This is a genomic window from Bradyrhizobium denitrificans, from assembly GCF_013179005.1.
Classification (GTDB): Bacteria; Pseudomonadota; Alphaproteobacteria; order Rhizobiales; family Xanthobacteraceae; genus Bradyrhizobium; species Bradyrhizobium denitrificans.
On the sequence record NZ_JABFDP010000008.1, the window covers coordinates 153199 to 169742 of the forward strand.

The following is a 16544-nucleotide window of genomic DNA, read 5'->3' on the forward strand; positions in this document are numbered from 1 at the left end:
GGGCCTTTTTCATTGCGGTTGGATGGTCTGATCTCAACAGCGCAAGGGCGGCGCAATGGCCAAACGGCTTCGGCTCTTCCGACGGATCTGCGCCACGGCGCTGATGCTGGCCTGCATCGGCGCGAGCCCAACGCATGCAGACGATGCAGCGCCGCAGGAACTGACCGTCGCGACCGCCGACGCGCCGGTCGCGATCAAGCTGTTTCCCGGCCGTCAGGACGGCAGGCGGCCGGCCGTGATCATTCTCCACGGCGCACAGGGGATTGAGCGCTTTGCGGCAGCGTATCGACGTTATGCCGAGACGCTGGCTCAGAAGGGGATCGATGCGGTTCTCGTCTCCTACTACGCCGCCGCCGACATCGAGCCGATGGGATCATCTGATCAGGCTTCGCGGCAAGCGTACTTCTCCGAACACTTGCCAAAGTGGTCGGCGCGCATCCGCGACGTCGTCTCCTTCATGGCGCGACGTGACGTGTTCTCCGGCAAGGTCGGGCTGCTCGGTTTCTCCAATGGCGGCTTCCTCGCCGTGACCTCTGCCGCATCAGATCCGCGGATCGACGCGCTGGTGGTGTTTTATGGCGGGATTCCCGGCCCGGCTCAGCATGGCCTGGCTCACCTGCCGCCTCTGCTCGCGCTGCACGGCGACGCCGACCGCAACGTCCCCCTCTCGTCGGGCAAGGCGCTTGTCGATCGTGCCGCGGCACTCGGCGGTGCGGCCGATCTGGTCGTCTATCCGGGCATGGGCCACGGCTTCGATTTCGATCCAAGCCGCCCTGAAGCCGCCGACGCGCTGACACGAACGGTCAGTTTTCTCCAGGCGCATTTGCGGTGAGCGCGTCCTGACATCGCCGGATGTCCGCGCCCCGAACGCATCAGCCCGGCGCTCGTTCGCGGCGCATCGTCGCCAGCACGATGTCGGCGGCACGCTCGCTCGGCGAGGCCGCGCCTGTCGCCATGATGCTGTCGAGGCGACTGAACGCGGCAACTTGGCGGGCGCGGACGGGCCCGTCTTTCAACAGATCGACCAGCACCGGCGCAAGATTGTCCGCCGTGCAGTCTTCCTGCAGGAACTCCGGAATGACGGCCTCGCCGATCACGAGATTGGCGAGGATCACCGATGGCACCTTGACGAGACGCCGCAGGATGAAGGCTTCGACTTGGCCGACGCGATAGGCCGTGACCATCGGCACGCCGGCCAGCGCGAGTTCGAGGGTCACCGTACCGGATTTGGCGAGCGCCGCGCGCGCGCTGCGGAAGGCGGCGCGCTTCTCGTCCTCGCCCATGATGATGGTCGGCTGCACCGGCCAATTGGCCACCCCTGCTTTGACAGCGGCCTCGAGATGCGGTGTCGTCGGCAGCACCGCTTCGCACGCGATGCCTTGGGCCTGCAGCCGGGCCAGGGTCTCGCCGAACACCGGCATATGCCGCCCGACCTCGCTGCGGCGGCTGCCGGGCAGCACCAGCAACCGTGGCGGCGCGGCCTCGCGGCGCGCCTGCTCCTCCGGGGTGGGACGCAGGCTCGCAAGCTGCTCGATCAGGGGATGGCCGACATAGGTGCAGGGCGGACCATCGAGCCGGCGGAATGCGTCGGGCTCGAACGGCAGCAGGCCGAGGACATGATCGACATAGCCACGCATCGTCTGTGCCCGGCCCGGCCGCCACGCCCACACGGTCGGCGCCACGTAGTTGACGATCGGGATCGCGCCATCGCGCGCGCGAACCCGCTTCGCCACGCGCTGGGTGAAATCGGGACTGTCGATGATGACGAGCACGTCCGGCTGCGACGCGACGATCGCATCCACCGTGCCGCGGATCAGGCGCAAGATCTTGGGCAGCTGCTTCAGCACGGCGGTGAAACCGACGATCGACAGCTCCTCGATCGGAAACAGCGAGACGAGACCCTCGCCGATCATGCCGCGGCCGCCGACGCCGGAAAACGCGACGCCATCCCCGAGACGTTGGCGCAGCACCTTCATCAGGCTGGCGCCGAGACGGTCCCCCGACTCCTCGGTCGCGACCAGACAGATCCTGCGGATGGCCGGGCCTGCCGCGGGGAGCGCCGTCACGCAGCGACGCCCGTGATGAACAGGCCGGCACGATCGGCCGCCGAGACGGTTTCCTGCGGGTCGGCCAGCAGCGTGTAGCCGGCAGAGACGGCGACGCCGGCGAGGCCCGCAGCGGACAGGCCTTCCACGGTGCGCGGACCGATGGTCGGCAGGTCATAGCGGAGGTCCTGGCCGGATTTCGGCGCCTTCACCAGCACGCCTCGCCCGGCCGCGGACCGGATGCGGCGATCGGCGCGCAGGCGCACGACGCGGGCCAACAGCCCGTCGGTGCCCCCAATGTCTTCGAGTGCCACGACATGCCCATCGATCACGACCACGGCCTGGCCGACATCGAACGGCGCCATGGCGCGGAGCACGGCGAGCCCCTTGGCGATATCGCCGGTGACCAGATCATTCGGCCGGCTTCGCGTCAGATGCCCTTCGGGAACGAGCAGATTGGGAGCGACATCCTTGACGCCGATCATATGGAAGCCGTGGCGCTCGAAGATACGGCCGACGCCCGACAGCAGATGATCGTCGCCGCCCCGGAATGCCGACCAGATGTAGGGCAGCTCGCGCAAGGTGCCCCAGTCGATACGGATCTCGGAGACCGCGGGACGCACGAGGTTGCCGATGAACATCAGGTCGCGGACGCCCTCGGCCTTCAACAACTTCAAGGCATTGCCGAGCTGGCCGAGGCCGATCCAGTGATGGCGGAAGCGCGCCAGCGGCTTCGGGTCGCAGATGCCTTTCAACGCAAACAGCACCGGCGTCTGCCCGCGCGCCACGATCTCGTCGGCCACCGCGAAGGGCAGCACGCCACCGGCCGCGATCAGGCCAACAGGCGGCGAGGTCTCGGTGGCCGGCCCGCCCATGTCGGTCAAAGCTCCGCAGCCGGTCTGCCGATCTCGGGCAGGCAGAGCGCGCGATGTCGACCACCGTCGATGAAGGACAGGATCTCGCCGATGGCCGGATCATCTCCCGCCATCGGACGCACGGCCGCAAGCCGATCGGCGAACACGCCGGGGCCGTGGAACAGCTTCTGATAAAAGGCGCGGACCGTCGCGAGCCGTTCGCGGGTGAACTTGCGGCGCTTCATGCCGATGATGTTGAGGCCTTCGAGCGCGGCATACTGGCCGTTGACCAGACCGTACGGAATGATGTCGCCGCGCACGCCGCAGACGCCGCCGACCATCACGCCATGGCCGATCCGGGTGAACTGATGCACTGCCGACAGGCCGCCGATATAGACGGAATCGCCGACCTCGACATGACCGCCGAGCGTCGCCGAGGTGGCGAAAATGACGTTGTTGCCGACCACGCAATCATGGGCGACATGGGCGTTGTTCATGAAGAACCCGCCATCGCCGACCTTGGTCAACCCGCCGCCCTTGGTGGTGCCGATGTTCATCGTCACGCCTTCGCGGAAGGTGCAGCCGGAGCCGATCACGAGCCGGTGCGGCTCGCCGCGATAGCTCAGATCCTGCGGCGCGCCGCCCAGCACCACGAAGGGCGAGATCACATTGTCGTCGCCGATCGTGGTGTGGCCCATGATCTGGACGTGGCTGATCAGCTTGCAATTCGCCCCGATGACGACGTGTGGGCCGATGACGCAGAAGGGACCGATGACGGTGCCCTCGCCGATGACGGCGCCGTCCTCGACGCGCGCGGTGGGATCAATCTTGCTCATCTCGACGCAATCAACTCTCTACCAGCACGCACGTCAGTCGGTCAGCATGGCGCCGACATCGGCCTCGGCGACGACTGTCCCGTCGACCTTGGCGTCACCGTGAAACCACCACATCGTCTTGCGCCGCCCGATCGAGCGCATGTGATATTCGATGGTCTGGCCCGGCAGCACCGGCTTGCGGAATTTGCACTTATCGATGGTCAGAAAATACACCGCGCGCGGCTTTTCCGTGCCCTCGACCGACTTGATGCCGATCACGCCCGCCGTCTGCGCCATGCCCTCGATCATCAGCACGCCCGGATAGACCGGCCGCTCCGGGAAATGGCCCTGGAAGCAGGGCTCTCCGATCGAAACGTTCTTGACGCCGATGCCGCTGTAGTCGGCGCGGATGTTCTTCACGCGGTCGATCAGGAGAAACGGATAACGGTGCGGAAGTGTCTTGAGAATCTCGTTGATGTCGACGTCCGCAAACCTGATGGGTGACTCCTCCATCACTCCTGTCCTTCGTCCTTGTTCGTCGCCGTCTGATCGCGCACCAGCCGTTCCACCGCGACGATCTCGCGGAACCACTGTTTGGTCGGCTTGGCGAAGAACCCGCCCCACCGGCCATTCGGCGGGATGTCGTCCTTGACGCCGCTCATCGCGGTCACCTGCGCCCCGTCACCGATCGTCAGGTGGTTGTTGATGCCGACCTTTGCCCCAAGCGCGACGTTGTCGCCGATCGTGAGGCTCCCCGCCAGCCCGATCTGGGCTGCCAGGAGGCAATGCCGCCCGATCGTGACATTGTGGCCGATCTGGACCTGATTGTCGATTTTGGTGCCCTCGCCGATCACTGTGTCGCGCAGACTGCCGCGATCGATCGTCGTGCCGGCACCGATTTCGACATGATTCTGGATGATCACCCGCCCCGTCTGCGGCACTTTCACATGGCCACCTGGGCCGAAGAAGATGAAGCCATAGCCGTCCTGGCCGATCGCGCAGGCCGGATGGATCAGCACGTCATTGCCGATCAGCGCGCATTGGATGACGGTGCGAGCGCCGACATTGCAGTCGCGCCCGATCTTGACGTGCGGGCCGATCACCGCTCCGGCGCCGACGATGGTCCCCGCCCCGATCTCGACATGAGCGCCGATCACGGCCAGCGGCTCGACGACGACGCCGTCCTCCAGGCGCGCGCTGGGATCGATGATCGCTTGTGACGAAATCCCGTCGCACCCGAACCAGGATTGAGGACGCAGCGCGTCGGCGTGCATCGTGCGCGCGAGTTGCACGAAGGCCCGGAACGGCTGATTGGCCCTGACGACGGCGACATGGGACGGCACCCGCGCCTCGAAGCGTGGGCTGACCAGACAGGCGCCCGCTTTCGTCATCGCCAACTGGTCGGCGTATTTGAGATTGTCGAAAAAGGCGAGATGCATCGGACCGGCCTCATCGAGCGCCGCCAGTCCCGTGATCACCTGCTCGCCCCGGGAGGCATCGACCAGCGTGGCATTGGCCGCCGCAGCGATCGCCGCGAGGGTCGTGGGAGGTGGAGATTGAAAAAAGCTCGGCTGGGCCATCCGTCGCACTCTCAGGACAAAAAGTCAGAGCTCGGCTCCGTCTCCCGGAACCGAGCTCCATCCTCTTACACCGTCACGGTCGGCCTACGCCAATCCGGATCGGGCCGCAACAGCCGTCTTAGAACGACGTGCCACCACCGAAGCGGAATTCCTGGGTCCGGTCGAACTGCCCCTTGGTGAGCGGGATCGCGTAGTCGAAGCGCAGCGGTCCGAACGGCGACGCCCACACCAGACCCACACCGACCGAGCTGCGGACCTTGTTCTGGTCGTCGAACTGCAGTCCGAGGCAGGTGCCGGCATTGGCAGGCACGGTTCCCGTGGCTCGCGTCGGTGCCCGACAGCCGGCCACATTGACCTCGCCGGTCTGGGCCCACGACGTCGGTCCCTGATAGCCCCAGAGCCCGCCGGCGTCGGCATAGACCGCACCCTTCAGACCCACTTCCTTGGGCAGGAACCAGAACGGCATCTGCAGTTCGAGCGAAGCACCCCAGTACTTGGTGCCGCCCAGCGCGTCCTGCGTGCCGAACGGGTTGATGTCACGCGGACCGATGCCGTTCGGGGCGAAGCCGCGGACCAGATTCGGGCCCATCTGGAAGTGATCGAGCATGCGCAGCTGCGTGTTGCCGATCTTGTTCAGGATACCGCCCTGCAGATGGACGATGCTGACGATGTCCGACACCAGCGGGGTGAAGTACTTCGCATCGAACGCGGTCTTCAGGTACGACACGTCGCCGCCAACACCCGCGAAGTCCTGCTTGAAGTCGATGAGCAGGCCGTCGGTCGGGTTCTTGTTGTTGTCCAGCGTGTTGTAGTTGAGCGTGTAGCCCAGCGCCGAGGTCAGGGTCGCGCCCTTCGCCAGCTCCTGGCGGACCGGCAGCGACGCCTCGCCGTTGGCGAAGCAGCCCAGGCCGTTATTGCCGGTCGGATCGACGCCGCCATTGGCATTGATAAACGCAGGCGTCGGGTTGAACGGCACGAAGCGGTTGCCGATCAGGGTACCGGCGGTCAGGTTGTTACAGTCCGACAGCGTCGCCGGTAGCGTGATCTCCTGGCGGTAGATCGAGTAGCGCAGCTGCAGCGACAGATCCTCGCGCAGCTGGAAGCCGAGCCGCGGGCTGAAGCCGAGCGTCTTGGTGCCGTAGGAGATGAAGTTGTTGGCCAGCTGCTGACGCTGATAGAGGTCGAGGCCGAGCGCCACCCGGTAGTCGAGCAGATAGGGCTCGACAAAGGACAGCGAGTAGCCACGGGCGAACTGACCGTAGGTGACGGAGGCCTTGGCGAACAAACCGCGGCCCAGGAAGTTGCGCTCCGAGATCGACACCTCGGCCAGCGCGCCATCGGTGGTCGAATAGCCGCCGGAGATCGAGAAGTCACCGGTCGATTTCTCTTCGAGATTGACGACCAGGATGACGCGGTCGCTCGAGGAGCCCGGCTCGGTCGTGATCTTCACGTCCTTGAAGAAGTCGAGATTCTTCAGGCGGCGCTCGGCCCGGTCGACCAGCGCACGGTTATAGGCGTCGCCCTCGGAGATATCGAACTCGCGACGAATGACGTAATCGCGGGTGCGGGTGTTGCCGCGGATATTGATGCGCTCGATATAGGTGCGCGGGCCCTCGTCGATGGCGAACACCACCGAGACGGTGTGGGCCTCGAAATTACGGTCGCCACGCGGCCGCACCACGGCGAAGGCATAGCCGCGCCGCGAGGCCTCGATCTGCATCTCTTCGACCGACTTTTCGAGGCTTTCGACGTTGTAGAGCGAACCGACATTCACCCGCGAGAACGTGCGCAGCGAATTGGGGTCGAGCGTCGGGATCGTCGACTGGAAGTCGACCGAACCGACCCGATATTGCTGGCCTTCCTCGATCTTGAAGGTGACCAGGAAGCCCTTGCGCTCCGGATCATATTCGGTGAGCGCGGCGACGACCTGCACGTCGGCGTAGCCGTTCTTGAGGTAAAAGCGGCGGATGAGATCGCGGTCGGCCTCGACACGGTCCGGATCGTAGACGTCGCCGGAGCCGAGGAAGCTTAAAAGATTGGTCTCGTGCGTCTTGATGACGTCCTTCAGACGGTAGGACGAGAACGCGTTGTTGCCGACGAACTCGATCGACTTCACGCCGGTCTTGGCACCTTCCTCGACCGTGAAGATCAGGTCGACGCGGTTGTTCGGCTGCTCGATCATTTCCGGCGTGACGCGCACGTCGTAACGGCCGGACCGGCGATAGATCTCGGCGATGCGCTGCGCATCCGACTGGACCATCGGCCGCGACAGGGTGCCGCGCGGCTTCGACTGGACCTCGGCTTGGAGCTGCTCGTCCTTGACCTTCTTGTTGCCCTCGAAGGCGACGCGGCCGATCACCGGGTTTTCCACCACGGTCACGACCAGGCGTCCGCCCTGGCGGTTGATCTTCACATCCGAGAACAAGCCGGTCTCGATCAGGGCCTTGAGGCCGTCGTCAACGCGGCCGGCATCAAGCGTGCCGCCCGGACCCGGCTTGAAATACGAGCGGATGGTCTCCACCTCGACGCGACGGTTGCCGACAACTTCGATCGCATTGACCGACTGTGCGGCGGCTGGCGACGACATCATCACATTCGCCAGCGGCAGAGCCACCGGAACGGCGAACATGATTAGGGTGGCCAGCATGCCCCCCCGCACCCGCAATCCGAACTTCATGCGCTACGCGCCCTTATCCCGATGCCGGTTCAGTACCCCTACCGAACCGACAGATTCCCATTTGTCGTTCGCTTGTAGCCAATTTGAACCCGACGGCAAACGCCGGATTTCTCCGAATTTTCAAATTCGTTTCAAAACGTTGCCCATCCGCCACGTCTTAAAATGGCCGTGATCACGACCCGGCGAGGTGCAGAATATCGTTGTAGGTCGCGAACACCATCAGCATCAGAACCAGCCCCAGGCCGATTCGGAACCCCATTTCCTGCGCCCGCTCGGACAGCGGACGGCCGCGGACCGCTTCAACCCCGTAAAACAGCAGGTGCCCGCCATCGAGCAGAGGAACCGGGAACAGGTTCAACAGGCCGATGGAGACCGACAGGGTCGCACACAGCTGCACAACGAATTGGAAACCAAGGCTCGCAGCCTGCCCGGAGAGTTGTGCGATTCGGATCGGACCGCCGACATCGCCGGCGCTCCCGGCTCCCGCGAACAATGACGCGATGAACTTGAAGGTTGTCGCGATGATGAACCAGACCTGCTCGAAGCCGATCTTGATCGATTCGAAGAACCCGACCGGGATCGAGCGCGATTCGTCCGGCTTGGCATTGTACTGAATGCCGAGCACGCCGATCCGGTGGCTGTTGCCGAACAGATCCTTGACCTCCTTCAGCGCCGGGGTGGCCTTCAGGGTCAGTTCCGTGCCGTCGCGCTTGATCAGAAACGACAATTCCGAGCCGGCGCTGACCGACACCACCCGCTGCATGTCGGCGAAGGTCTCAATCGGCCGGCCGTCAATGGCGGCGATAACGTCACCATTCTTGAAGCCGGCCGCCGCCGCGACGCTGTCCGGCTGCACCGCGTCGACCCGCGGCGTGGTGTTCGGCTTGCCGAAATACAGCGCCATGCCGGCGAAGATGATCACGGCGAGGATGAAATTGGCGATCGGGCCGGCCGCGACGATCGCGGCGCGCTGGCCGACCGTCTTGTGGTGGAAGCTGTCGGCGCGCTCCTGCGGCGTCATCTTGGCCAGCGCCTCGGCCGACGGTGTCGAGGCCTCGGATTCGTCGCCGAAGAACTTTACATAGCCGCCGAGCGGGATCGCGGAGATCTTCCAGCGGGTGTTGTGGCGGTCGTTGAAACCGATCAGTTCCGGACCAAATCCGAGCGAAAACGTTAGCACCTTCACGCCCGCCCAGCGCGCGATCAGGAAGTGGCCGAGTTCGTGGAAGAACACCACGATCGTCAGCACGAACAGGAACGGGACGATATAGCCGAGAAGGCCGTTGCTCAACGTATTGAAGATATGGTGGAAAAACTCGGACATCCGCTTCCCTTCCCGTGGGCCCGGAGACCCGTCGAACCCTTTAAGATGCTTTTGCGGCGATTTGAGGCAAGAGCCCCGCGGCGGTTTTTCGCGCATCATGGTCAATGGCGATCGCGTCGTCCGCCGATGTTAGAGGTGCCTGATTACCGGATCGTGTCCAATGCTCAAGCGTGGCCTCGACCAGCCGGGCGATCGCGCCGAAGCGGATCTGCCCGGCGGCAAACGCCGCCACCGCGACCTCGTTGGCCGCATTGTACACCGTGGTGGCGCCGCGGCCGGTGCGGAGCGAATCATAGGCCAGCCGCAGACCGGGGAACCGCACGAAGTCGGGCGCCTCGAAGGTCAGCGTGCCGATCTTGGCCAGATCAAGCCGGGCCGACGGTCCCGCGATCCGGTCAGGCCAGCCCAGACAATGGGCGATCGGGATGCGCATGTCGGGGGCACCGAGCTGCGCCACCACCGACCGGTCCGAGAACTCGACCATGCCGTGGACGATCGACTGCGGATGCACCAGCACGTCGATCTCGTCCGGGGACAGCGCGAACAGGTAGGACGCCTCGATCACTTCGAGGCCCTTGTTCATCATGGAGGCCGAATCGATCGTGATCTTCTGGCCCATGCTCCAGTTCGGATGCTTCAGCGCCTGCGCCAGGGTCGCCTGCTCGATATCGGCGGCGGCCCAGGTTCGGAACGGACCACCGGATGCGGTGATGATCACCCGCACCAGCTCCTCGCGATTGCCCGAGGACAGCGCCTGGAACAGCGCATTGTGCTCCGAATCGGCCGGCAGGATGCAGGCGCCGGCCTGCGCGGCGCGTTGCATGAAGAAGTCGCCCGCACAGACCAGGCATTCCTTGTTGGCGAGTGCCACCGTGGCGCCGCGGTCGACGGCGGCCAAAGCGGGTTTCAGGCCGGCGGCGCCGGACACGGCGGCCATGACCCAGTCGGCGGGACGCGCGGCCGCCTCGATGATGGCGCTCTCCCCCGCCCCGCATGCGATGCCGGTGCCGACCAGCGCATCGCGCAGCTCATTGAGCCGGGCCGGATCGGCAACCGCCACGAAGCCGGGCTTGAATTCGCGGGCGAGCTTGGCCAGCCCCTGCACATTGCTGTTGCCGGTCAGCGCCTCGACCCGATAGCGCTCGGGCGCACCGCGCAGCAGGTCCATGGTCGACTCGCCGATCGAGCCGGTGGCGCCGAGCACGGTGATGCTGCGCACCTCCGCGCGACCAGCCTTGTTGTTCCGCAATGGCACTGCGCTCATGTTCTCACCAAAGATTTCGACCGGTCAGCTACGCCGGTCACCAAACCAGAAGACCGCGGCCGACGCCTTCAAGGCCGCCGCGCAACAAACCGAGAATTGCGGCAAAGACAATTGCCGCGACATAGCCGTCCAGACGGTCCAATAGACCGCCATGGCCGGGGATGATGTGACTGGAGTCCTTGACGCCGAAGTGCCGCTTCACGGCGGACTCGAACAGGTCCCCGAGTTGCGACACGATCGACAGCACCGCTGCGAGCACGACCATAGCCATCAGGCCGCCGGCGCCGGCCAGCGCCCAACAGGCTGCGGCGAGGAGGCTCGTCCCGAAACCGCCGATCGCGCCGGCCCAGGTCTTGTTTGGACTGATCCGCGGTGCGAGCTTCGGCCCGCCGATGCCACGCCCCGCGACATAGCCTCCGATATCGCTCGACCACACGACCAGGAAGACCAGCACCAAGGCGTGCCAGCCCTCGGTCACGTCGAGGCGAACGAGCACGGAGGCGAGCTCGGCCGCGGCGGCGTAGATGAATCCGGTCGCCGCCCAGCTGCGGTGCCCGGCCGCCAGGGCCGCGACGAGCGCGAGGCCCAGTCCGAGCACGACCGCCGCGACGTCGACCAGGCCGAAAGCGAGACAGACCCCGACAGCCGCAATGGCCAGCGCGCCGATCACGCTCACGCGGACGGCGCGGACCTCGCCGACCACCATCAGCCATTCGAGATACAGGCCGACGGCGACCAGGGTGACCAAGGCGGTCCAGAACACGCCGCCGGCATAGGCTGCGCCCAGCGCCAGCGGCACCAGGACGAGAGCCGCCGCAATCCGGAGCAGAAGATTGCTCGGCGCGGCCTTTTTCGGCTGCGCGGTCGTCACAGCATCACCAACGGCTGCGGTGTCGGGCTTGGTCACGAGGCTGTTTTCGCCACGAGGCCGCCGAAGCGGCGTTCGCGCCGGCCGAACTCGGCGATCGCGCCTTCGAGCGCGGTCTTGTCGAAATCGGGCCAGTGCATGGGAACGAACACGAGCTCGCTATAGGCGGCCTGCCACATCAGGAAGTTCGACAGCCGCTGCTCGCCGCTGGTGCGGATGATGAGGTCAGGATCGGGAATATCGGGCGCATCGAGGTGGGCGCCGATCGCGTCGGCATCGATCGAGGCCGGATCGCGCCGTCCCTCGGCGACCTCGCGCGCCAGCCGCTGCGCCGCGCGCGCGATCTCCTGGCGGGAACCGTAATTGAAGGCGACCACCAGCGTGAGCTTGGTGTTGCCGCGGGTCAGCTCTTCAGCCTCGCTCAACAGCGCGCAGATGTCAGGCTCGAGGCCATCGCGCTCGCCAATCACCCTGACCCGCACGCCATCGCGATGCAGCGTGGCGAGGTCATTGCGGATGAAGCGGCGCAGCAGGCCGAACAGATCGCCGATCTCGCTCGCCGGCCGCGACCAGTTCTCGGACGAGAACGAAAATATGGTGAGATAGCGAATACCGAGCTCGTGCGAGGCGCGCACGACCCGGCGCAGCGCCTCGACGCCGCGGCGATGACCCTCCGCCCGCGGCAGTCCGCGCGCCGCAGCCCAGCGGCCATTGCCATCCATGATGATGGCAACATGGGCCGGACCGTCGGATCGATCCGGCGCCGTCATGGGGGCCGCGGCCTTGGTCATCAGGAGCATCCTTCAGACGGTCAGGATTTCCTTTTCCTTCGCCGCCAACAGCTGATCGATCTCGGAGATCACGCTGTCGGTCGCCTTCTGGATGTCGGTCGCGAGCCGCTCCTGATCATCCTCCGAAATCTCGTGATTCTTCTCGAGCTTCTTCACCGTGTCGAGCCCGTCGCGGCGGACATGGCGGACGGCGACGCGGGCAGCTTCCGCATATTTATGCGCGACCTTGACCAGTTCCTTGCGGCGCTCCTGATTGAGCTCGGGAATGCGCAGCCGGATCACCTGGCCCTCGGTGGCGGGCGACAGGCCCAGATTGGAATCGACGATCGCCTTCTCGACCGCCTTGACCATGGTGCGGTCCCACACCTGAACCGACAACAGGCGCGGCTCGGGCACAGAGACGGTGGCGAGCTGGTTGAGCGGCATGTGCGAACCATAGGCCTCGACCTGGACCGGCTCCACCATCGATGCCGAGGCGCGGCCGGTCCGCAGACCACCGAGTTCGTGCTTCAGCGCCTGGGTGGCGCCCTGCATGCGGCGCTTCAGTTCGTTGAGGTCGAAATTGCCCGTGCTCATCACGCTTTCCTTTCCTGCAACCCGGGGCACCGTGGCCGGCTGAGCCGGGCCTCCTGAACGGAGGCCCAAGGCCGGACCTGACGATTCCCGGACGAATTCCTGTGTCGCGTCTGCTTCTACCGCAGCCCTGGGCACGGTCCAACACCGGCAGCGGGCGGTATAGCGCTCACCCCGCGACGATGGTGCCGCGCCCTTCGCCCCGCAGCATCGCGCCGATCGCGCCGGGCTCGGCAATGGAGAACACAATGATAGGCAGCGATGTTTCCCGGGCAAGCGCGAATGCGGTCGCGTCCATGACCTTGTAGCCGCCTTCGATGGCCTGGGAATGGGTCAGCCGGTCAAAGCGCTTGGCGGCCGGGTCCTTCTTCGGATCGGCGCTGTAGACGCCGTCGACATTGGTGGCCTTCAGCACCGCCTGGGCGCCAATCTCGGCGGCCCGCAGCACGGCCGTGGTGTCGGTCGTAAAGTAAGGATTGCCGGTGCCGCCGCCGAGCACGACGATACGTCCCTCGGCGAGCGCCTTGTGCGCCGCAGCGCGCGTGAACAGCTCGCAGACCTGCGGCATCACGAAGGCCGACAGCGCCTGTGCCGGGGCCCCCTTGCGCTGGATCGCGGCCTCCAAGGCGAGGCAGTTCATCACAGTGGCAAGCATTCCCATCGTGTCGCCGGTCGGGCGCGACACGCCCTGGGACGAGACCTCGACGCCACGCACCATGTTGCCGCCGCCGACGACGACGGCGATCTCGATGCCGAGCTTTTGCGCCGCGATCAGGTCGTCGGCGATACGGTCGACGGTCGCCTGGTCGATACCGAAGGAGTGAGGGCCCGCGAGATACTCGCCGGACAGCTTGACCACGACGCGACGATAGACCGGCTCAGCCATGTGCCAATATGTCCCTATCCGCGCGTTGAGATCCGGCGCGAAGACCGCGCCGGATCGTGCCTGTCTTCAGTCGTTACTTCTTGCCGCTGGCGGCGGCGACTTCGGCTGCGAAGTCGGTCTCTTCCTTCTCGATGCCCTCACCGAGGGCATAACGGACGAAACCGGCAACCTTGATCGGACCGCCGACCTTGCCTTCGGCTTCCTTCAGCGCCTGTGCGACCGACTTGCCGCTGTCATGGATGAAGGCCTGCTCGAGCAGGGTGACTTCCTTGTAGTAGGTCTTCAGGCCGGACTCGACGATCTTCTCGATGACGTTTTCCGGCTTGCCCTGCTGGCGATATTTGTCGGCGAGCACGTCCTTCTCACGCTTGACGACCTCGGGATCGAGACCGGCGGCATCGATCGCCTGCGGATTGGCGGCCGCGACATGCATCGCGAGCTGACGGCCCAGCGCCGCGAGTTCGTCGGTCTTGCCGGGCGATTCCAGCGCGACAATCACGCCGAGCTTGCCGGCGCCCTCGATGACGGCCCCGTGGACGTAGCTCGACACCACGCCCTCGCTCACTTCGAGCGCGGCCGCGCGGCGCAAGGTCTGGTTCTCGCCGATGGTCGCGATCGAATCGGCAATCGCGGCCTCGACCGTGATGCTGCCGACCTTGGCGGCCTTGATCTTCTCGATATCGGCACCGGCGTCGAGCGCGACCTGGGCGATCATCTTGACCAGGCCCTGGAAGTGCTCGTTGCGCGCGACGAAGTCGGTTTCCGAGTTGACCTCGACGACCACGCCCTTCTTGCCCGAGGTGAGCGCGCCGATCAGGCCCTCGGCCGCGACGCGGCCCGCCTTCTTGGCGGCCTTCGACAGGCCCTTCTTGCGCAGCCAATCCTGCGCAGCCTGCATGTCGCCGCCGGTCTCGGTGAGCGCGGCCTTGCAATCCATCATGCCCGCGCCGGTCGACTCGCGCAGGTCCTTCACCATCGCTGCGGTGATATTAGCCATTGTTGAACGTCCTTTTGCCTGTCCAAAGCGCGACGCAGCGGATGGCTCGACGCCGTCCGCTGCCAGGAACTACCTATCTCAGTCGCGATGGCCGGCGTACGACGCCGGCCAGATTCTTGTCGTGTCGTCTTAGGCGTCGGCGAGCGACTTGGCCTGGGCGACCCAGGCGTCGGCCCGGCTCGGCAGACCGACTTCTTCGCCGATCTGGTGCGCCGTGTCGTGGTCGAGCTCGGCGAGCTGCCAGAAGTGGAAGATGCCGAGGTCGTTCAGCTTCTTCTCGATCGCACCGGACACGCCGGTGAGCTTCTTGAGATCGTCGGCGGTGCCGCGCGGACCAGGCAGACCCTGGAACGTCGAGGCGGCCGTCGCAGCCGGGAGCTCTTCCTCGAGCGGCGCAGCGGACGCGCCGATGTCGATGCCGAGCTCGCCCTGGGCGCGCGAGATGCCGTCGATGGCGGCGCGCGCGATCAGGTCGCAATACAGCGAAATGGCGCGGCCGGCGTCGTCATTGCCGGGAACCACGTAGGTGATGCCCTTCGGATCGCAGTTAGTGTCGACGATCGCGGCGACCGGAATGTTGAGGCGCTGGGCCTCCTGGATCGCGATGTCTTCCTTGTTGGTGTCGATCACGAAGATCATGTCGGGCAGACCGCCCATGTCCTTGATGCCACCGAGCGAGCGATCGAGCTTGTCGCGCTCGCGCTGCAGGGTCAGGCGCTCCTTCTTGGTGTAGGAATTGGCCTCGCCCGACGACAGCACCTCGTCGAGGTGACGCAGGCGCTTGATCGAGGCCGAGATCGTCTTCCAGTTGGTCAGCGTACCGCCGAGCCAGCGCGAATTGACGAAATACTGCGCGCAGCGCTTGGCCGCATCAGCGACGTTGTCCTGCGCCTGGCGCTTGGTGCCGACGAACAGGATACGGCCGCCCTTGGCGACGGTATCGCTGACGGCCTGCAGCGCCGTGTGCAGCAGCGGCACGGTCTGCGCGAGGTCGATGATGTGGATGTTGTTGCGGGCTCCGAAAATGTAATCGGCCATTTTCGGATTCCAGCGGTGAGACTGGTGACCAAAGTGCACGCCAGCTTCAAGCAGCTGGCGCATCGTGAATTCAGGCAGCGCCATTGGATATTCTCCGGTTGAGTCCTCCGGAAACGCGTGAGCAAAATCAGGCCGTTAAGGCCCGGCTTGCCACCGGACGCCCTCTAGGAGAGCCAAGTTTCCGTGTGAGATGGCGCGCTATATAGCCGGATTCTGGCGCAACGCAAGGAAAATGGGCCTATTCCGCCTGCAGAAGCTCGGCGAGCGCGGTCTTGGCCTGGCCCTCCTGGAGCGGAACGAAGTCAACAGGCCCCTTGTTGTCGGCCCCTGACGAGGCCGCGGCCATCACGCCCATGCCCACCAGGCCGAACGCGATTCCCCCGCCCTGCATCGCCCTCGACCGCTCGCTGGGCCTGATCGAGTAGAAATAGGTCTTGCCCGGCTCGGTGGTGAAATCGAGGTAGGATTCGCCTGGAAACAGCAGCTGGGTGGCCACGACATGGTGCGCACCGGCGGGACGGTCGACATAGGCATAGGTCCCGGGCAGCAGACGGGGCAGCGCCACGCCGTCCACCTTGGCGTCGCAATTGGTGCGATCCAGCCAGGAATCCTTCAGGCTCATGATGACGATCCGGGCATGGCCCGGCCGGGGCGCCCCGATCTTCTGCGACACGACGGCATATTCCGTGCCTTCCTTGCCCGTGAGGCATCCAGACACCAGAAGTGCCGCACCAAGCCCCAGAAGCGCCCGCCTGTTCATGTTTCCACCCCCGTAAAACCCCGGACAAAGGCTATGACGGGAACCGGGAACCTTGCAATCTCCGGCAACAAA

Annotated in this window: 16 protein-coding genes; 1 reads left to right on the forward strand and 15 read right to left on the reverse strand. The window is 65.4% G+C overall.

The window, feature by feature from the left end:
* Positions 1-55 precede the first annotated feature (55 nt).
* Positions 56-832 (forward strand): dienelactone hydrolase family protein, encoded by a 777-nt coding sequence (locus HL671_RS10675; protein ID WP_172236376.1) that lies wholly within the window; start codon positions 56-58, stop codon positions 830-832.
* Positions 833-872: 40 nt separating this feature from the next.
* Here HL671_RS10675 and lpxB read toward each other — a convergent pair whose 3' ends face one another.
* From lpxB to HL671_RS10750, 15 genes are all read right to left on the reverse strand, one after another.
* Entirely contained in the window at positions 873-2066 is a 1194-nt protein-coding gene (lpxB, locus tag HL671_RS10680; protein ID WP_172236377.1) for a lipid-A-disaccharide synthase, read from the reverse strand.
* The gene (locus HL671_RS10685; protein WP_012044533.1) at positions 2063-2920 is read right to left on the reverse strand and encodes an LpxI family protein; all 858 of its coding nucleotides are present in this window, start codon (positions 2918-2920) and stop codon (positions 2063-2065) included. The genes lpxB and HL671_RS10685 overlap by 4 nt, the downstream gene beginning before the upstream one ends.
* A gap of 5 nt (positions 2921-2925) precedes the next feature.
* Complete coding sequence (lpxA, locus tag HL671_RS10690) at positions 2926-3735, reverse strand: acyl-ACP--UDP-N-acetylglucosamine O-acyltransferase (protein WP_012044534.1); 810 nt, start codon at positions 3733-3735, stop codon at positions 2926-2928.
* A 33-nt stretch (positions 3736-3768) separates the two neighbouring features.
* A complete protein-coding gene (fabZ, locus tag HL671_RS10695) occupies positions 3769-4227 on the reverse strand; it encodes a 3-hydroxyacyl-ACP dehydratase FabZ (protein WP_172236378.1) in 459 nt (152 codons plus the stop codon).
* Positions 4227-5294 carry a UDP-3-O-(3-hydroxymyristoyl)glucosamine N-acyltransferase gene (lpxD, locus tag HL671_RS10700; protein ID WP_012044536.1) on the reverse strand — a complete coding sequence of 356 codons (1068 nt, stop codon included), beginning with the start codon at positions 5292-5294 and terminating at the stop codon, positions 4227-4229. The genes fabZ and lpxD overlap by 1 nt, the downstream gene beginning before the upstream one ends.
* Positions 5295-5412: 118 nt before the next feature.
* Positions 5413-7971 carry an outer membrane protein assembly factor BamA gene (bamA, locus tag HL671_RS10705; RefSeq protein WP_012044537.1) on the reverse strand — a complete coding sequence of 853 codons (2559 nt, stop codon included), beginning with the start codon at positions 7969-7971 and terminating at the stop codon, positions 5413-5415.
* 172 nt (positions 7972-8143) lie between these two features.
* The gene (gene rseP, locus HL671_RS10710; protein ID WP_012044538.1) at positions 8144-9295 is read right to left on the reverse strand and encodes an RIP metalloprotease RseP; all 1152 of its coding nucleotides are present in this window, start codon (positions 9293-9295) and stop codon (positions 8144-8146) included.
* A gap of 40 nt (positions 9296-9335) precedes the next feature.
* Entirely contained in the window at positions 9336-10559 is a 1224-nt protein-coding gene (gene dxr, locus HL671_RS10715) for a 1-deoxy-D-xylulose-5-phosphate reductoisomerase (RefSeq protein WP_172236379.1), read from the reverse strand.
* Between the two features lie 37 nt (positions 10560-10596).
* Positions 10597-11466 (reverse strand): phosphatidate cytidylyltransferase, encoded by an 870-nt coding sequence (locus HL671_RS10720; RefSeq protein ID WP_172236380.1) that lies wholly within the window; start codon positions 11464-11466, stop codon positions 10597-10599.
* A complete protein-coding gene (locus HL671_RS10725) occupies positions 11463-12218 on the reverse strand; it encodes an isoprenyl transferase (protein ID WP_172236381.1) in 756 nt (251 codons plus the stop codon). The genes HL671_RS10720 and HL671_RS10725 overlap by 4 nt, the downstream gene beginning before the upstream one ends.
* A gap of 12 nt (positions 12219-12230) precedes the next feature.
* Positions 12231-12794 (reverse strand): ribosome recycling factor, encoded by a 564-nt coding sequence (gene frr, locus HL671_RS10730; RefSeq protein ID WP_012044542.1) that lies wholly within the window; start codon positions 12792-12794, stop codon positions 12231-12233.
* 166 nt (positions 12795-12960) lie between these two features.
* Positions 12961-13677, reverse strand: coding sequence for a UMP kinase (pyrH, locus tag HL671_RS10735; RefSeq protein WP_012044543.1), 717 nt, complete (start codon positions 13675-13677; stop codon positions 12961-12963).
* Positions 13678-13750: 73 nt separating this feature from the next.
* Positions 13751-14674 carry a translation elongation factor Ts gene (gene tsf / locus HL671_RS10740; protein WP_041750803.1) on the reverse strand — a complete coding sequence of 308 codons (924 nt, stop codon included), beginning with the start codon at positions 14672-14674 and terminating at the stop codon, positions 13751-13753.
* Positions 14675-14803: 129 nt separating this feature from the next.
* Positions 14804-15796, reverse strand: coding sequence for a 30S ribosomal protein S2 (locus tag HL671_RS10745; protein WP_012044545.1), 993 nt, complete (start codon positions 15794-15796; stop codon positions 14804-14806).
* Between the two features lie 154 nt (positions 15797-15950).
* Positions 15951-16472: a DUF2846 domain-containing protein gene (locus tag HL671_RS10750; RefSeq protein WP_246579460.1), complete on the reverse strand. Its 522-nt coding sequence runs from the start codon at positions 16470-16472 to the stop codon at positions 15951-15953.
* Between the last annotated feature and the right edge of the window lie 72 nt (positions 16473-16544).

What these genes read in the sequence shown, in the direction of transcription:
- HL671_RS10750 (WP_246579460.1), bottom strand. Translation starts at nt 16,472, where the DNA reads ATGAACAGGCGGGCGCTTCTGGGGCTTGGTGCGGCACTTCTGGTGTCT.
- fabZ (WP_172236378.1), bottom strand. Translation starts at nt 4,227, where the DNA reads ATGGAGGAGTCACCCATCAGGTTTGCGGACGTCGACATCAACGAGATT.
- lpxD (WP_012044536.1), bottom strand. Translation starts at nt 5,294, where the DNA reads ATGGCCCAGCCGAGCTTTTTTCAATCTCCACCTCCCACGACCCTCGCG.
- tsf (WP_041750803.1), bottom strand. Translation starts at nt 14,674, where the DNA reads ATGGCTAATATCACCGCAGCGATGGTGAAGGACCTGCGCGAGTCGACC.
- pyrH (WP_012044543.1), bottom strand. Translation starts at nt 13,677, where the DNA reads ATGGCTGAGCCGGTCTATCGTCGCGTCGTGGTCAAGCTGTCCGGCGAG.
- HL671_RS10745 (WP_012044545.1), bottom strand. Translation starts at nt 15,796, where the DNA reads ATGGCGCTGCCTGAATTCACGATGCGCCAGCTGCTTGAAGCTGGCGTG.
- rseP (WP_012044538.1), bottom strand. Translation starts at nt 9,295, where the DNA reads ATGTCCGAGTTTTTCCACCATATCTTCAATACGTTGAGCAACGGCCTT.
- HL671_RS10685 (WP_012044533.1), bottom strand. Translation starts at nt 2,920, where the DNA reads ATGGGCGGGCCGGCCACCGAGACCTCGCCGCCTGTTGGCCTGATCGCG.
- frr (WP_012044542.1), bottom strand. Translation starts at nt 12,794, where the DNA reads ATGAGCACGGGCAATTTCGACCTCAACGAACTGAAGCGCCGCATGCAG.
- bamA (WP_012044537.1), bottom strand. Translation starts at nt 7,971, where the DNA reads ATGAAGTTCGGATTGCGGGTGCGGGGGGGCATGCTGGCCACCCTAATC.
- HL671_RS10675 (WP_172236376.1), top strand. Translation starts at nt 56, where the DNA reads ATGGCCAAACGGCTTCGGCTCTTCCGACGGATCTGCGCCACGGCGCTG.
- lpxA (WP_012044534.1), bottom strand. Translation starts at nt 3,735, where the DNA reads ATGAGCAAGATTGATCCCACCGCGCGCGTCGAGGACGGCGCCGTCATC.
- HL671_RS10725 (WP_172236381.1), bottom strand. Translation starts at nt 12,218, where the DNA reads ATGACCAAGGCCGCGGCCCCCATGACGGCGCCGGATCGATCCGACGGT.
- dxr (WP_172236379.1), bottom strand. Translation starts at nt 10,559, where the DNA reads ATGAGCGCAGTGCCATTGCGGAACAACAAGGCTGGTCGCGCGGAGGTG.